The organism is Paenibacillus sp. EKM10P (assembly GCF_011800655.1).
Classification (GTDB): Bacteria; Bacillota; Bacilli; order Paenibacillales; family Paenibacillaceae; genus Paenibacillus; species Paenibacillus polymyxa.
This window is the reverse complement of sequence record NZ_JAALET010000003.1, coordinates 589,693-605,573: the sequence shown is the minus strand read 5'-3', so window position 1 is coordinate 605,573 and position 15,881 is coordinate 589,693. Positions and strand designations below refer to the sequence as shown.

The window sequence follows — 15,881 nt, the reverse complement described above, 5'->3', positions numbered from 1 at the left end:
AAGAAATACTGGAGGGATGAGATGAAATGCAGGAGGAACGCGTAAAGACCGGAGAATTAGCTGAATTTCTCCGTACCCGACGGGCCCGTCTGACTCCGGAGCAGGTAGGTTTGCCTTCCGGTGAAAGACGGCGGACACCTGGTCTTAGAAGGGCAGAGGTTGCCATACTCACTGGTATCAGTGTGGATTGGTATACATGGCTGGAGCAGGGGAGAGACATTCAGGTATCCATCCAGGTGCTTGATAGCTTGTCCCGTGCGCTGCGAATGAACGACATTGAGCGAAAACATCTCTTCTTGCTCGCTGCAGGACACTTACCCCCGAGTAATCAAGCGCCACAGAACAAGGTAAGCCGGCTACTGCAGGATTTTTTGGACAGACAGGGGGAAAGCCCTGCCTTTGTGGTAAATTCAAGGTGGGATGTCGTAGCCTGGAACCAGGCCGCGATTCTTGTTTTTGGAGATTACGAAGCAATGTCGGCAAGAGACAGAAATTCGATATGGCGCCTATTCACTACGAATAATGCGAAGCGGATGCTGGGTGACAGTTGGGAAGCGAACGCCAAACATCGGTTAGCCCAGTTTCGGGCCAACTATGCAAATACAGTCGGGGATCCTTGGTGGGGAGAGTTTATTGAGGACCTGCACCAGCAAAGTAAGGAGTTCCAGGAATGGTGGCCGTTGCATCAAGTTATAAATGTGCCGGAAGGTGAAAAGCTGCTTAATCATCCTGTTGTCGGTTCCCTTCGTTTTGGTCATCTTTCCTTCCAGGCTATGGACTCCGTTGACCTCCAGGTTACAGTTAATATTCCTTTGGATACCCCAACAATTGAAAGAATGAGAAAACTTCTTTCTGCGGTTAATCGATAATTCAGCATTTGCCACGTCCGTTGAAGTTATTCCATTTTGGCAGGTGACCTTTCTTTAGCGGGATGGAAAATGAACGAACATCGTGATGTTAGTGTGATTCCAATTTGTAAAAAAATTCAAGTGGGTGAGTTGGGGATATGGCTAAAATCGTCAGCGCATGGACCTAGCCAAACGTAACGGTCGTCTCATCGTTCGGATTAATGACTCACAGGATTGCTCTAAAGTGGTTGTTTAAGCGAGACACTGTAAAGAGACCCTTTTTATTTGCCGTTAGACCCGATACGGTGAACCGTATCACAAATAATGCGAAACTTGGGACCTAATCTTCGGACAGGGGGTCGACTCCCAACGCTTCCGCCAACCTTACTAAAAACGAACATAACATACTTAGTTGGTGGATTTTCAGTAACAGTTTGGTTTAGTTAGTAAAAAGACAGTTAGGGCACATTGACCAGCCTTAACTATCCTTTTATTCATGACTCCAAACAGATTGTAGAAATCGTTAGAAATGACGCCAGCCGCTGTTGACAGCGCCTTGCAAAGAGCCAGAGAACGATAGGGCGAAACTCCGTTCAGAAGAATAATGGATACGATAGCTAACCAGAACTTTTATACAACAGGTCTGCACCGGATGGCATACAGGATGTTTATTCGTGCACCTGCGAAATTTTACCAAAGCGATGGAGAGTGAGTTTTTTTGATTTCGCCGTTGAATTCGAAAATAATATTATGGAATGGTTTGAAGGTGAAAAAATATAAAAGTACCGTAATCAGCTCTTGCGTAGTCTGAAATTTCAAATCTCTATGTTTGTCTCCAAAAACTCAAGATATTTTGGGTCGTCTTCCATAAAAATCTCAATACCGGCGCCCATGTAAGCCCGGGTTAACTCGTCAACCGCCTTTTCAAAGTTTTCCTGTTCATAATATAATTGCCCCAGCCGAAGGTGAATATACGGATTACCCAACCCCTTCGGACACTGTACGGCATTAAAAAAGCACTTGAAGGCCTTATCGTAATTCTTCATACGATAGTGGACATCCCCAATAGCTACATATATCCAAGTAGCGGCCTCCCATTCTTGATGATTTTCAGGCAATAAACGGAGGGCGGCAATATAATTTTGCTTGGCGGCATCAAGATCGCCTGCCTTCACTAAGTCATCGCCTTGTTTACATAGAGCCCTAATTGCGGAATAGGTGGAATCTGAGAGCTGCAAAGTGATCTCTCCTGTTCTATTGGATTAAGGAGTTTTAGCCAATGATCGTTTGTTGGCTTTCATCAAAAATGGTGGCGTCCAGTATTGCCGATAAATAGCCTATCGCCCAAATGATATGATCTGTAAATTCTTCTCCATGATCAGGCGGGAATATGAAGCGAATGCGCTCGACACAGTCTTTGACTTCAGGCAATCATATGAAGAGTCTACCAAATTTTTAAGCCTATTCATAGATTGAAAGCGCGTTCTAGTTTATGTGAGTACTATTTTCAAAGGGGCCATGCATGGCATGTAGTATTTTAAATGGCTTGATATAATTTAGAAGAAAGGATGATAGAGATGCCAAATGATAAACAACAGCTTCACAAGGAATCGATTAAGTACCTAACGACTGCCCCTCTTCGCGAAAATGATCCTAAGTTTATCTGCGCAATAAGTGATGTAGCCTATGAATTTTTAACAACAGATGAAGTAGGTTTGATAGAGCAACTGTATTTTAAAATGAAGATTATTGCCCTACGAAATAAGATTCTGTATGGTTTAATCCGGTGCAGACATTTGGAACTGAAGGATTTCTTTCAGAAAGCCTATAAAAAAGAACGATATTTGGATAAGAGGCTGCTCGCGATCCATGGATTAGTACAGTATGCGCCAGAAGAAGAGATCGAAAAGGTCACGGACCATTTTCTTAAGATCTTGATAAAGAGGCCCGAGACTACTCCTTATAACTACTATGAATATGAGTTTCTAAGGTCTGCTTTCGGGTTTCCTCTTCTAATTAAAAAATACGGGTATTCCTGTTTTGAAAAGGTATATCAACAAGTCGAGAAACAGTATCAGGATATGCCAGAAGCATTTAGGGGGCATTTTACCTTTGATGAAAATGGAAAGCAAGTTTCGTTGAGAACTCCGATGAAAATAAAGCAAATGATAGATCGTTTTTATGAATCACGAAATCTTCGATAAGCTGAGTCCAAGAAGTTAAAAAGCAGCGACGACTATAACAATGATGAGGTTTGTTGAAAGGAGAATAGAGATGACCGTAAAGTTTACTTTGAATTATACGGATGGAGATTTCATCGAAACCATAGAAGTTCCAATTTATAAAGCGTATCGTGAGGGTACTTCTTTTCAACTGTATCATTTAAATCGCAACCCTACTCGTATTGAACACAAGGAATTGTTGGTTATCGATGAATCGGGGATTGCTCCAGAGTGTATGTTTAAAAGTGTTACAGAATTTTGTGAAAAAATTATCCCCTATTTATTGAATAGGAAAAATGAGTCATTGTTTTTGTTCGGGGAATATTATGATGCAGAGAAAGATAAGATGATGGACATTGATGATATTGAGATTCCCTGTTTAATAGGCGGGGCAGCCACCTTACAAGAAGAGAAAAAGTAGACTGGGACCTACAGAGGTGTCGCTGAGGAACCTGAATCAATAGATTTTTAATTAGGATAGTAGTGGTTGTAATATGATATGAAAACATAGGGTCTTCGTAATTCAACCCGACGTTACCGAGGTCGTGGACGTTGTCGCCCGCTTCAAACAAGACGATGTAGGCGTTCTCGCCTAAGCAAAATTGGATTTCCGTAAGCCGTTGCAGTAAGCTTGAACAGAAAAGAGGATGTACGCTTACCAATTCTCGGATTGGGGCCGCCGACCAAGTGCGCTGAATGCGACGGGAATGCGAAAAGAATGCGGAGTACCTGATGGTCTGACCATCACCGCATAGGGGTATGAATAAGATAAAATGAGACGAGTCCTGCGGATGCGGGGCTTTTTGGTGTGAGTGAAGGAGAAGATTGGTCAGCGATTTATCACATATTAGGGAATAAGTGGGCGTGTTATACTTGACATTAACTTTGCTTAACATAGTACCGGAAGAGGTGGAAACATGTAAGTCTTAGCCGCAGAATACAATATTCGAATTATCCCAATAAAATATAACGCAGCCTGCTATACGTTCGATATGGCCGGTTGCCGGGATATGTATAGCATCGCTTGTGTTTACGATAAGGAGATTAACGGCGATGAACTTAACATGGGACTTGGAGAGTCTGTATTCCTCATTCCAGACGGAGAAATATCAAAAGGATTATAAACATGCAGCAGAGCTTGCAGATGAACTTGGTGCGAGGGCAAAGCTTCATTTGCACACTCAAGAGAAGGCTGCGATTCTAACGGAAGATTTTCTTAGGCAATATAATGCATTCAGGAGCGTGTATCTGTGCTTATTCAGCTATGCAGAACTGGTATTCAGCATTGACAACTGGAATACAGAAGCAGCAAATCAGATGGATGCATTGGAAGAAATGGCCGCGGGTTCCGAAGAAGCTCTAGCAAGTTTCAGCAAATGGCTGGCAAGCATGAGTGGGGAAGAGCTTGATACTATTATTGGCTCGGGTGAGTATGTGGGTCGGCATGCTTTTTATTTGCGTCAGCTGCAGCAGCAGTCAAGGTATTTGCTCAGTGAAGAAGCTGAGGCGGTCATTGCCCGGATGCAGCTTACCGGCGCCAAAGCGTGGGAGAGGCTGTACATGAAGATACAGTCTACCTTGCGTGTAGAGGTGGAGATGAAAGGGGCAGTGCATCAGCTGTCTTTGACGGAGCTGCGCAATCTGGTGTACGATCATGATTCTCAGGTTAGGCAGGCTGCATATGAAGCGGAAGCCAAGGCTTGCCGCAGTGTTGCCGAACAGAGTGCGGCTTGTCTTAATGCGGTGTGTGGAGAGGCGATAGGAATCTATGAGCTAAGAGGGTACAAATCGTCGCTGCATAAAGTACTGGAGACCTCACGTATGGATCAGGAGGCGCTGGAAGCAATGCTGCAAGCGATTAAGGAGAGCCTGCCAGCCTTTCATCAGTATTATCTTCACAAAGCAAGGCTTCTGGGCCACGCAGGACCGCTCCCTTTCCATGATATCTTTGCTCCGGTTGGCGAGGATTCTTCCGTCAAAATTAGCTACCCGGAGGCACAAGAGCTTATTGTTGCCGGGTTTAACTCGTTCAGTACAGAACTGGGTGCGTTCGCCCGCAAGGTGTTCATCTCCAGATGGATCGATGCGGAGTCACGGGCAGGAAAAGGGAACTTTGGCTTGTGCATTGATATCGCATCAATCCAAGAGAGCCGGATTATAACCAGCTTCACCGGGAGCTATATGGATGTTGGTGTACTGGCGCATGAGATTGGTCATGCCTACCATAGCAGCTGTCTTGCCGGGAAGACTATGGCCAATATAGATTATCCGATTCCGATTGCCGAGACGGCGTCGATCTTTTGTGAGGGTCTGATTAATCAAGAGTTACTGCTGAGTGCATCGGAAGGGGAAGTCTTGCCGATCCTGGAGCGGAGCCTCTCGGATGCCGGTTATTATATCGTTGATTTCTATGCCCGTTATCTGTTTGAAAGCCAGCTTTATGAGCATAGGAAATCAGGCTCGCTAACGGTGGAAGAACTGAACAGCCTGATGCAGGATGCCATGTCTGCGGCCTATGGAAGTAGTATTGACCCGGATTCTATTCATTCCTACCAGTGGGTTAGCAAGGCTGGTTATTATATGACAGGCAATGAGTTTCTGAATTTCCCGTATTCGTTTGGGCTGTTGTTCTCTAAGGGGCTATTCGCGCAGTATAAGAAACGTGAAGGCGGATTCGCCGAGCAATTTCAAGCCTTCCTGGCCGCCAGCAGCACCACCATGGTTGCAGATGCCGGGCAGTTAATGGGTATCGATGTGCGTTCACCAGAGTTCTGGAGAGATGCGCTGGCCTTGATTGGGGAAGATATTCAGCGCTTCGTTGGGGATTATGGAAAATAATAACAACAGGAAATGACAAGCATTTAGGAGCTGGAATAAGAATAGAATATAATACACTGTTAAAAGCAGTGAAATCTTATATAATTGGATGGTACATTGGTGAGCTCTCTAAGTTGGGGAGCTTTTCTTTTTGTCTTTAGATGACAGGGTGAGAACTTTATAATAGTAATTACAGATGATAATGGGGGGAGACCATGAATAAACGGCAAGATATTTTAAATGCTTGGATTACGATAGAACAACTATCCGAAGGTTCTATTAATAGAAAGGACAAATCGCTAAAGCTCATACATACAATGGAAGAGGATTGGAATCAGTTTTTTTCAGACTTTTTAATGAAGCAAAAAGAACAACAAAAAGTATCAGATAAGTTCTTTAAGAAATCGGGCTTAGCATTATATTTCGATATTTTTGATTTTCAAGAAGTTGTTGAACTATTGAGGGAGAAATACAAGATTGCTAAAACCTACGAGGAAGTTAGTAAATCTTATAAATTCACCTTCTCTATCTATTTTGATAACGAGTTGAATTTTCTAGCAGACAAATTGTTTTATACAATGAGCGGTTATATCCGCCAACATGGTGAATTACCGAAAGATTTTTTGAAAGTTGAAAACGCATTTAGAGAAGATTTGAACAGCAAATTTGAAGAAGGTTTTCATACCACCATCTCTGAGCTTTTTCATAAATATCATGTTTCCGTAGAAAATTTCCGCTATGCATTTGTGAAAAACCTGGATAACGGAGATGTAAATCTACATTCGTTCTTTATTGAAGATCTGAACAAAGCAAAGACAATCACTAATAAAAATTTGGATCGATATTTTAATGGCTTTTCGGGAGATAGGCACAATCTGGATGGCAATAAAGAGTCCGTTCATTATAACCCCCGAATTTTCGAGCAAACTATTTTACAACCTAAGTTCTATCCGCTCGGGCGGTTCCCAAGTAATCCTGGTTTCGCTCTTTCATTTATGCAGCAGGTTGCGGTGAATCTAGCTTTAAATGATAAAAATGATATTCGCAGTGTCAATGGCCCGCCAGGAACAGGGAAAACAACACTGTTAAAAGATATTTTTGCTGATTTAGTTGTACAACAGGCAGCGGAAATTGTGCAGCTTTCTGATAAATGGATTAAAGGGAGTCTGGTTTATTGGAAAGATTTTAAGCTTAGTGTTTTACCACATTCCATTTCAGATAAAAACATTGTTGTTGCAAGTTCAAACAATGGGGCGGTCCAAAATATTGTTAAGGAGTTACCAAAGAAAGAAACGATTGCTGGCGATTTTCAAAAGCTATTAGATGAAGCAGATTATTTTAAAGAGGTTTCCAATTCTAAATTAACCGGTGAAGGTTTTGGACAGAATCGCGAGATTAAAAGTGAGCTTTTACATGAGGAAAATTGGGGTGTGTTCTCGTTAGAGGGCGGCGCGTCAACAAACATGATTAAGTTACTTTTAACCATTAAAGCAATCGAAAAAGATTTAGAGGATCATGATCAAGCGAATACAGGTGAAAGTGTATATCAAGAATTCTCCCGTCTGTATGCTGAATTAAAAATCGAAAGAGATAAAATGCAAGACTATAGCGAGAAAATGTATGCTCTTCGAGAATTAAAAACCAAGCATAAAGAGCAAATGTTTGCATTTGAACAAGAAGAAAAAAAGAAACGAACAGATTTAATCTCACAGGAAGAAGAAGCGAGACGTGAACTAGAAAGACTGGGACAAGAAATTGAAAATCTCCAAGAGGATTGGTCAAATGCTTCTGTTGAGATAGAAAACCTAATTGATCTACAAACTCAAGCTAAAAGGAATTATGACGTAGTTACTTCTCAAAAGCCAAGTTTTTTGTGGCTTCAGAAAATATTTAATAAGGCAAAAGTTGAGCAGTACTTCAAAGATCTGAATAATGTGAATGATCATTTAAATGATCTATCTAAACAAAAAACGAAATGGTTAAATGACCGTAGGCGACTCGAAAATAGGTTAAGGGAAAATGTTGCGAAAAGTGAGTATGTCCAAAAACAAACTCAGGACACAAGAGCTAACTTCGATCGATGGATAATCAAACAACAAAATGGTTTTAAAAAAGTGGAACAAGAAATTGTATTGTTAGAAAAACTCAAGTATCAAAGTGGCATTAAGGAACCAGATTTTTCACAATCGTATGATGAGCTGCAAAAGTCTAATCCATGGTTTACAGTGAAATTCCGTAAATTACAATCAGAGCTATTTATTTTAGCTTTAAAAGTTAGAAAGCAATTCCTGTATGAAAACAAAAGCAATTTAAAAGCCGCGATAAATATTTGGAATAAGCAGTCTGAATACTTGGGAAAAGAGAATGGACAGCAGCTAATTTCAGAATCATGGAATTGGTTGAATTTCGCGATCCCCGTTGTCAGCACTACTTTTGCTAGTTTTGGTCGAATGTTTAAAAATCTTAATGAAGATTCAATAGGTAATCTGTTTATAGACGAGGCGGGCCAAGCGCTGCCACAAGCTAGTGTTGGTGCCATTTTTAGAAGTAAAAAGGTTATGGTCGTTGGGGATCCATCACAAATAAAACCCGTAATGACGCTAGGTTCAAATGTTTTAACCTTAATTGGAAGACACTATGAAGTCGATGAGAAATTTGTTTCTGCTGATGCGTCTACTCAAACCATTGTGGATGCCACAAGTCAGTATGGTTTCCAGAAAAATGAGGATGAATGGATTGGCATACCCCTTTGGGTACACAGACGCTCGAACTATCCGATGTTTACAATTTCAAATGAAATTTCGTATGAGGGATTGATGGTACAAGGTAAATCAGCAGATGAGGCACAAGGGAAATCACAATGGTATGATTCAACTGGTAAAGCAAATGACAAATTTGTTAAGGAACAAGCTGATTTATTGAAAAAAATGATTGATAAACGTTTGCAGGAAGATCCGGATTTAGCGGATGAAATCTATGTGATCACCCCATTTAGAAATGTGGCTTATAAGCTTGTTCAGGTTTTAGATGAAATTAAATTCACAAAACGAGAAAACGGGAAGACAACGAATATTGGTACAGTTCATACTTTTCAAGGGAAAGAAGCCAAGGTCGTCTACTTTGTTCTTGGCGCGGATTCTGATAGCAGTGGGGCAGCAAGATGGGCTGTCTCTGATCCCAATATGATGAATGTTGCAGCGACGCGAGCTAAAGAAGAATTTTATGTGATTGGCGATAAGAAATTGTATGCCTCACTCGGTAGTGAAGTGGCAAATAAAACGATGTCAATTATTGACGACTATAACAATAATAAGGTCGGGAATGATGGTTAGGCGAAGTTCTCCAAGTTGGAGTAGATTCGAAGGGTAGTTTCCTTTAATAGTATATTAATTATATTTTAATCTGGAGAAATCGTTCAATATAAATGCAATTCGTTATTTTTATCTTCTGTCTATGAAAAAAGACCCTCTCTCAAAACCAACTTCTACCCACTCTCCCGATTTCTATGCTTTAATAAAATGAGTAGTATCAACAAGAAACGTTGAAAGTGGGATTCTATGAAGCGACTAACGATTGGCCTGTTCGCCCATGTGGATGCAGGTAAGACGACTTTTGCGGAACAGCTGCTGTACCATACGAACAGTATCCGGTCCCGGGGGCGGGTGGATCATCAGGATGCGTTTCTGGACAGCCACGACATTGAGCGGGCAAGGGGTATTACGGTGTTCGCAGATCAGGCGGTAATGGAATATAAAGGAGACAGTTATTATTTAATAGACACGCCCGGACACGTCGATTTCTCTCCAGAGATGGAGCGGGCGATTCAGGTCATTGATTATGCCATCCTGATTGTAAGCGCTGTTGAAGGTGTCCAGGGCCATACGGAGACGGTCTGGCAGCTGCTGCGCAAGCATCGGATTCCGACGTTCCTCTTTATCAACAAGACGGATCGGATCGGCGCGGATGCAGGCAGAACCGAGGCAGATATCCGTCAGCAGTTGACAGGGGAAGTATGCTGCATTACACAGAGCTTGGCTGACGGCATAGTCGGCGAGCCGCTGCGGGAGGCCATGGCGGAGCGGGACGAAGCCTTGCTGGAGGCATTCCTGCAGGGGAGAGAGGATTACGGCTTCTGGCTGGAGGCCTTGCAGAGGATGATAGCGGCGGGTCTTCTCTTCCCCTGTGCTTACGGCTCTGCGCTTCAGGATACAGGCGTCATTGAATTTCTGGATCAGCTGCATCTGCTGACGACAACCACTTATGACGAGAATGCTTCGTTCCAGGGGCGGGTTTATAAAATTCGGCACGATGCAGGCGGAGTGAGACTCACGTTTATTAAGGCGCTGGGTGGTCGGCTGAAGGTGAGAGAACAGCTTAGTTACGAGAGCGGCGGGGTTCAATATGACGAAAAAATTACGCGGCTCTTCTTGTTTAACGGCCTTAAATCGCAGCCGGTGGAACAAGTGGAGGCCGGCGATGTGTTTGCGGTTGCCGGATTGTCCGCCGCCGAGGCCGGACAAGGCCTGGGGTCGATATCAGACAAGTTAGCTTACGATTCGGAGCCGACGTTACAATCTAAGGTATTATTCGACAATTCGATACATGTACAGAAGGTGCTCGGTGCTTTTCGCACACTGGAGGCGGAGGAGCCGTCTCTAAACGTCGTTTGGGATGAAAAATTGCAGGAGATTTCTATCCGCGTCATGGGATTGATTCAACTGGAAGTGCTGGTGCAGCTTGTTAGAGAGCGGTTTGGCTTTGCTATCTCTTTTGGACAACCGGAAATCTTGTATAAGGAAACGATTCAATCGGCTGTGAAAGGGTACGGCCACTTCGAACCGCTCAGGCATTATGCGGAAGTGCATCTGCTGATTGAACCGGGAGAAAGGGGCAGCGGCATTATGTTCGATAGCAGATGTCATGCCGATGATCTGAATGTCAGCTATCAGAATCTGATTCGGAATCATCTCTATGAACGGGAGCATCACGGACTGCTGACCGGCATGCCGGTCACCGACGTGAACATTACGCTGCTGAGGGGGCGCGCGCATAAAGAACATACCCATGGTGGCGATTTTCGTGAGGCTGCTTTTCGAGCACTACGGCAGGGGCTGGAGAAGGCGGGCAATGTGCTGCTGGAGCCCTATTACGATTTCAAAATCAAGGTTGCTATCGATGAAATGGGCAGGGTGCTGTCCGATATTCAGCGTGCTTCGGGTATTTTTAATCCACCGCAGACAACCGGAACGCAAGCGGTGGTCACGGGCAGGGTGCCCGTGTCGACTTTCATGAACTACAGTACCGAATTTGCATCCTTTACGCATGGACGAGGCAGTATCCGTTGCGTGTTCAGCGGCTACGATCGCTGTCATAATACGGAGGAAGTCATAGAACGGATGGGCTACCGCAAAGGGGCAGACCCACTGTATACATCCTCCTCTATCTTTTGCGCCAAAGGGGCGGGTTACTCGGTGCCATGGGATGAGGCGGAAGCCAAGATGCACCTTGAATTAGAACCTTAATCGTACACATTTCCAGGATTCAGGCGAAAAGTAGGTAGATTTAGGACGAACAACTTTTATAATGGAAATAAGATATATATTTTATAGGGCTAAGGGGCGATTGTCATGGAACCGACGCATGAAATACAGGCGCTGGCGGCAGAAATTGCTGATGTGGCTAGGACGTCCTTTCGCACTCTTTTTGAAAATGGTGAACGTTACTATTACTGCACGCTATTTACGGCTGGAGAGGGAAGCGGCCAGGCAAGGAGAAGAAAGTGACACACCAGGGTCAACGATTGCGGAACTCATCAAATGGTCTTATGCCGATTCACCCTATTGTTGTTACGAGGATGAGGACTTCGATGATGTTAAACAATTATTTATGGAGCGTCCTTCCATTGCGGAGCTTGAAGCTGATGAATGGAATCGTGAATTTGATTCGAGGCTGAAGGCCATGGAGCTGGCGATGGAAATGCTCGATGATGAAGGCGTGTTTGCCTTGAATCAACCGCGAGAGTCTGTATGTGTCCTTGTCGAGATCATGCCGCCAGATGAGATCAATACCGAAATCGCCCTGCGTTTGAATCAGGCAGAGTCACCAGCTATGCAAGCATGGCTGGTGGAAGCAGCGGAGTAAGGGGGTTCGCATTTCTTGAGGGAGAGTTGTAAAATGCCTAATGAATATCAAATGAATATTTTAGCTGAGAGAACGGAATGTATCCTTTATTATGCGGGGTCGATCCTATCGAACAAGCATAGTGCGGGCTGGATCGGCGGGAATGCGCCCGAATTTTTTGATAATCAATCGGACCTCATCCACGAAGATAACCAAAAATATGTTTTTTACTTGAGCCTCGTCCATCCCTTTAAACCGGAGAGCATGATTTCGATCTTCATCCCTGAAGACTATGAGGAGTATTTAGAAAACAACATTTATCCTAATTGCTCGGTCAAGGTGATTGAGCATCCCACTTCAACTGAAAGTGTCAAAGATATGTTTACTAACCCAGGGCTTGTAAAGCATGCAATTTCAGATGGGGAATTAAGCCATGACAAAAAATCGATGGATCAGCCTTTTTTGATCAAACTGGGCGGAAACCCGAGACTTATTCAAAATGAAGACTATTATTTTACGAAGCTGAAAGAGGAGTCCTTTTCCTTTTTATTGCAGGTAGATGAAGATGGTTACCCCGAAACGTTACTTCAGGAGGATTACAATTATCCTTTTGGTTTTGGATCACTATATATTTTCGCCAACGTGGGGGCGACTGAGATACACCATCCAGTAGCAGGTTTTTGGCAATTCTCTTGATTTGGCGTGGGGCTAACGAGCACGTCAGGCGATTTTTGGCGTGCGTATGCCCCATTCGCACAAGCAGGAAGCCCGCCCCTGGCGTAAACTGAATTATAATCAGTGAGCGAGGTGAACTTCCATGGCACAATCGAAAGAGATGCGTGCACGGGCTAAGAAGTTTCAAGGCCGTCCGGTCTGTGTCACCCTGCACAGCGGAGAGACTTACGTCGGCTACATCACCGACGTTAATCGCGGCGGGTTGATACTTGCCAGTGCTGGTGCTCCTCCACGCGCTTCTTCCGGGAAGCAAGATTCCCGATCTCTCAAACGCAGAGCCAGTTCGCATGCCCCGGGCGTCCGTCTCGGCAACCGGAAAAGCGGCACACGTAAACCGTCTAGCCGTTCGCGCTTTCGCAAGCAGGACGCCAAGGTGTCGGCATTCCTGCCGATGATGGGCTCGCTGTTAGGCGGCCTTGGCGGCTCCACTGCAGGCGCAGGAGGGCTTGGTGGTATGCTCGGCGGCGGCTTGCGACTGTTCGGCATGATCCAGAAATTTGTCCCGGTTGTGAAGATGGGCTACGGCATGATCAAGTCCATTCGCCCGTTTCTCGGCGCTGTTAAAGGCTTGATGCCCTCGGCTAGTCCGACTACGCCGAATAACGAATAATCGTACCCCTGTGGACTTTAAGCCCCCTTTGAGTGGTCAGGTCAAAGGGGGCTAGCCCACAAGCCATTAGGACTACCACTGTCTAATCCAAATTGGATTTAGCTCGGAATAGCCCATCTCCTTTAATAAATCCCAGGCATTATCCAGAACCTGAGGTTTCCCCTGGGTCAAAAGCTCTTGTCGTTTTGCCATCAAGTAAGAGATAATTTCAGCGATATGCTTGGGTTTACCCAGATGGAGGACAGTTTCCATGTTATTATTTTGTGCTGAAATATCATAAAAGGCCCAATAAGTACGAGGCTCTTCATCGGGAGGATCTGCCTGGAAGATGAGCGTGACTTTGATGTTTTTATTCTCTTTGGGAGATAGGTTTAAGACGAAGCGGGACCCGCCTGAATACCAATAAACGAATGCATAACCGTCGACCGTAATATTTCTTAATTGGCTTTTCATTATTTTCTCCCTCACTCTATGTTGTTTAAAATGAACTGCGTTTAATGAGTTTAATTAAATAATTATGTCGTTAATTTCCGAGAAATGAGGAGTGGCTTACATGAATAACAAGGTGATTATAGTCTAATCCACATATAGATTCCATTCATATGGATTTTTCCTGTGGTACTCTAGATACATATCATTTTAAAGAGGTACGACCCATAGAAAAAACAATAAAATTGCTGGATAAGCAAACAAGGAAACCTGGCTATGGTCAACAGGAGAGTTCAAATATGTGGTTTAGGAAGAAAGAAACGCAACTGGATCGAATAAAAAACAAACTGAGTCAAGCCATGCGCAAAAACGCGGACTTCTCGGTGTTTGGAGCATCCTCACATCAATATAGGGTTAAAGAGAAGCTTACAGCAAAAGAGCTAGAGGACTGGCAAACCCTCAATCAGGTCACACTTCCTGAGCCTTACGCGCTGTTTTTAATGAAAATCGGCAACGGAGGCGCCGGACCCTACTATGGAATTTATTCACTTGGAAAGGCAACTTCCTACACCGAGCGCCAGGTGCTCCTTGCAAAATCCGTTCTGCATCCCGGGATGACCAAAGAGGAATGGAACCATCTGATTGAGCCCCTGACCAGGGACGAGGACATTCCCGATGAGGAAAATGACGACACCTGTAATAAGGTGTTGGGCGGCATGTTGTGCTAGGTACCCAAGGCTGCGAATACGACATGTATCTCGTACTTGAAGGGAAATATAGGGGGAGAATTGTGTACACCTCCGATTTTCATCCCGATCATCCTTTTTTCTTTGTCTATGAAGGCAGCTTTCTGAATTGGTATGAGCGCTGGCTGGATGAAATTATTCTGGATTATGATATCGGGTGGTTTGGCAGTCGAATGCCGGGTGATGAGAATGCACTGATCCAGATTTATCAGAGCGCTCCAAACGAAGAAATCCAAACAAAAGCGCTAGATTAGGGGATTATGATAACATGCCGGTCAACTCTATAAGGCAAATAAAATCAAAAAGGCCGACTTTTCGGAGTGTCTGGGCACCGGAATAGTCAGCCTGTTGTGGAGATTATCCTACACCATCACTTTCTAACAAAGAATAAAAATTATCACGGTCTTGGTCATCAAATTTGCCAAGTGTCCTTACCCTAACAAATTCATGTCCGCCATACATGTCTATTTCCTCACCGTACCTATTGTAGAGCGCGATCATATTGCCATCCTGATTCAACTCCAAGTACCCATAACATTGTGCTTCAGGCATTTTACCGTAAAAGAGCGTAAATTTGATTTTGATCACTCTGTGCATGCAGATCCTCCCTTCCTGTCTTTCGTATTGGCTTTGAATATATACAGTGTTCTCCATAAAATGTCAAGAGATAAGGTTTCTACGTGACAACGGCGGAGGAGTGTACCAGCAAGTTGTGGACGCAGAACCGTAACATAAGTAGCGGCAAGTTTTTTGGGGCATAATGAGATAAAAGGAGTCCTATATCGTTGATTTTAATAATGTGTCTACAGCTGGCTTAGAGTCTTCACCTGTAGTAGAGGCGCTTGCTGGTTTGCGTGCTAATGAAGCCCGTTACTTTATGAACAAATACAAGCATGAATTTACGGTTGTGTCAGCTAGTGAAAGTCAGGAGACTCTTAATTATGTGAACCGAATTCTGAAAGAGCGTGATATTGTGTTTGCGGCCAAACCTTTAGAAACATCACGTTTTCAAGTAGAAAATATTAAATTTGCTTACGTCTTTTATGAGGATGGTCTTGCGGTCAACGTCATGTATACGGTTGATGACACTAAGAAGCGGGCCGTTGGTTTTAAGCTTTCTGAGGGGATGGAGGTACCCAAGGAGTTAGAAGGAAAGTTTAAGTTTGCTAGACAGAAGTCAAAGCTAGCTGGAACAATTCGGGGTTCTTTTTTTGTAATTAAAGGAGGATATTAATCTTGACCCGTCAGCTTCTTGAAGTCGTCCGTAAATATATCCATTTTCCTATATAAAGTCCTTATCGGGTGGCTTTCGCTTGCCCATAACATACTCAATGGGCGAGATGAACCAAAAAGC

General features: G+C 43.9%; 14 protein-coding genes and 1 pseudogene. 11 read left to right on the top strand and 4 right to left on the bottom strand.

All coding sequences use genetic code 11. The features are described from left to right. The first annotated feature begins 26 nt into the window (after positions 1 to 26). Positions 27 to 869 carry a helix-turn-helix transcriptional regulator gene (locus HFE01_RS12155; protein ID WP_107733640.1) on the top strand — a complete coding sequence of 281 codons (843 nt, stop codon included), beginning with the start codon at positions 27 to 29 and terminating at the stop codon, positions 867 to 869. 794 nt (positions 870 to 1,663) lie between these two features. Here the strand turns inward: HFE01_RS12155 and HFE01_RS12150 are convergent. Then, a complete protein-coding gene (locus HFE01_RS12150; RefSeq protein ID WP_090737553.1) occupies positions 1,664 to 2,086 on the bottom strand; it encodes a tetratricopeptide repeat protein in 423 nt (140 codons plus the stop codon). A 34-nt stretch (positions 2,087 to 2,120) separates the two neighbouring features. After that, positions 2,121 to 2,279 (bottom strand): hypothetical protein, encoded by a 159-nt coding sequence (locus HFE01_RS12145; RefSeq protein ID WP_165082207.1) that lies wholly within the window; start codon positions 2,277 to 2,279, stop codon positions 2,121 to 2,123. A 146-nt stretch (positions 2,280 to 2,425) separates the two neighbouring features. Here HFE01_RS12145 and HFE01_RS12140 point away from each other — a divergent pair, with 146 nt between their 5' ends. The 8 genes from HFE01_RS12140 (at position 2,426) to HFE01_RS12105 (ending at position 13,352) form a co-directional block, all read left to right on the top strand. Beyond that, entirely contained in the window at positions 2,426 to 3,052 is a 627-nt protein-coding gene (locus HFE01_RS12140) for a hypothetical protein (protein ID WP_107733641.1), read from the top strand. 70 nt (positions 3,053 to 3,122) lie between these two features. Beyond that, positions 3,123 to 3,491: a hypothetical protein gene (locus tag HFE01_RS12135; RefSeq protein ID WP_025679340.1), complete on the top strand. Its 369-nt coding sequence runs from the start codon at positions 3,123 to 3,125 to the stop codon at positions 3,489 to 3,491. A 632-nt stretch (positions 3,492 to 4,123) separates the two neighbouring features. Beyond that, on the top strand, positions 4,124 to 5,908 hold the full coding sequence (locus HFE01_RS12130) for a M3 family oligoendopeptidase (protein ID WP_167437935.1): 1,785 nt from the start codon (positions 4,124 to 4,126) through the stop codon (positions 5,906 to 5,908). Between the two features lie 194 nt (positions 5,909 to 6,102). Then, entirely contained in the window at positions 6,103 to 9,219 is a 3,117-nt protein-coding gene (locus HFE01_RS12125) for a DEAD/DEAH box helicase (protein ID WP_107733643.1), read from the top strand. A 225-nt stretch (positions 9,220 to 9,444) separates the two neighbouring features. Then, positions 9,445 to 11,409 carry an elongation factor G gene (locus HFE01_RS12120; protein WP_107733644.1) on the top strand — a complete coding sequence of 655 codons (1,965 nt, stop codon included), beginning with the start codon at positions 9,445 to 9,447 and terminating at the stop codon, positions 11,407 to 11,409. A gap of 118 nt (positions 11,410 to 11,527) precedes the next feature. Continuing rightward, the gene (locus HFE01_RS12115; protein WP_243208179.1) at positions 11,528 to 12,028 is read left to right on the top strand and encodes a DUF4303 domain-containing protein; all 501 of its coding nucleotides are present in this window, start codon (positions 11,528 to 11,530) and stop codon (positions 12,026 to 12,028) included. A 33-nt stretch (positions 12,029 to 12,061) separates the two neighbouring features. Further along, positions 12,062 to 12,703, top strand: coding sequence for a hypothetical protein (locus HFE01_RS12110; RefSeq protein WP_107733645.1), 642 nt, complete (start codon positions 12,062 to 12,064; stop codon positions 12,701 to 12,703). Between the two features lie 121 nt (positions 12,704 to 12,824). Further along, entirely contained in the window at positions 12,825 to 13,352 is a 528-nt protein-coding gene (locus HFE01_RS12105) for a hypothetical protein (RefSeq protein WP_107733646.1), read from the top strand. A gap of 72 nt (positions 13,353 to 13,424) precedes the next feature. On the opposite strand, the gene HFE01_RS12100 is transcribed toward HFE01_RS12105, so the two are convergent. Beyond that, positions 13,425 to 13,805, bottom strand: coding sequence for a hypothetical protein (locus HFE01_RS12100; protein WP_107733647.1), 381 nt, complete (start codon positions 13,803 to 13,805; stop codon positions 13,425 to 13,427). Between the two features lie 275 nt (positions 13,806 to 14,080). Here HFE01_RS12100 and HFE01_RS27700 point away from each other — a divergent pair. Then, a pseudogene (locus tag HFE01_RS27700) lies at positions 14,081 to 14,778 on the top strand (SMI1/KNR4 family protein); the annotation flags it as partial. 106 nt (positions 14,779 to 14,884) lie between these two features. On the opposite strand, the gene HFE01_RS12090 reads toward HFE01_RS27700, so the two are convergent. Next, positions 14,885 to 15,124, bottom strand: coding sequence for a hypothetical protein (locus HFE01_RS12090; protein WP_167437934.1), 240 nt, complete (start codon positions 15,122 to 15,124; stop codon positions 14,885 to 14,887). A 202-nt stretch (positions 15,125 to 15,326) separates the two neighbouring features. Between HFE01_RS12090 and HFE01_RS12085 the strand changes: the two genes are divergently transcribed. Beyond that, positions 15,327 to 15,761, top strand: coding sequence for a phage tail protein (locus tag HFE01_RS12085; RefSeq protein WP_243208176.1), 435 nt, complete (start codon positions 15,327 to 15,329; stop codon positions 15,759 to 15,761). Positions 15,762 to 15,881 lie beyond the last annotated feature (120 nt).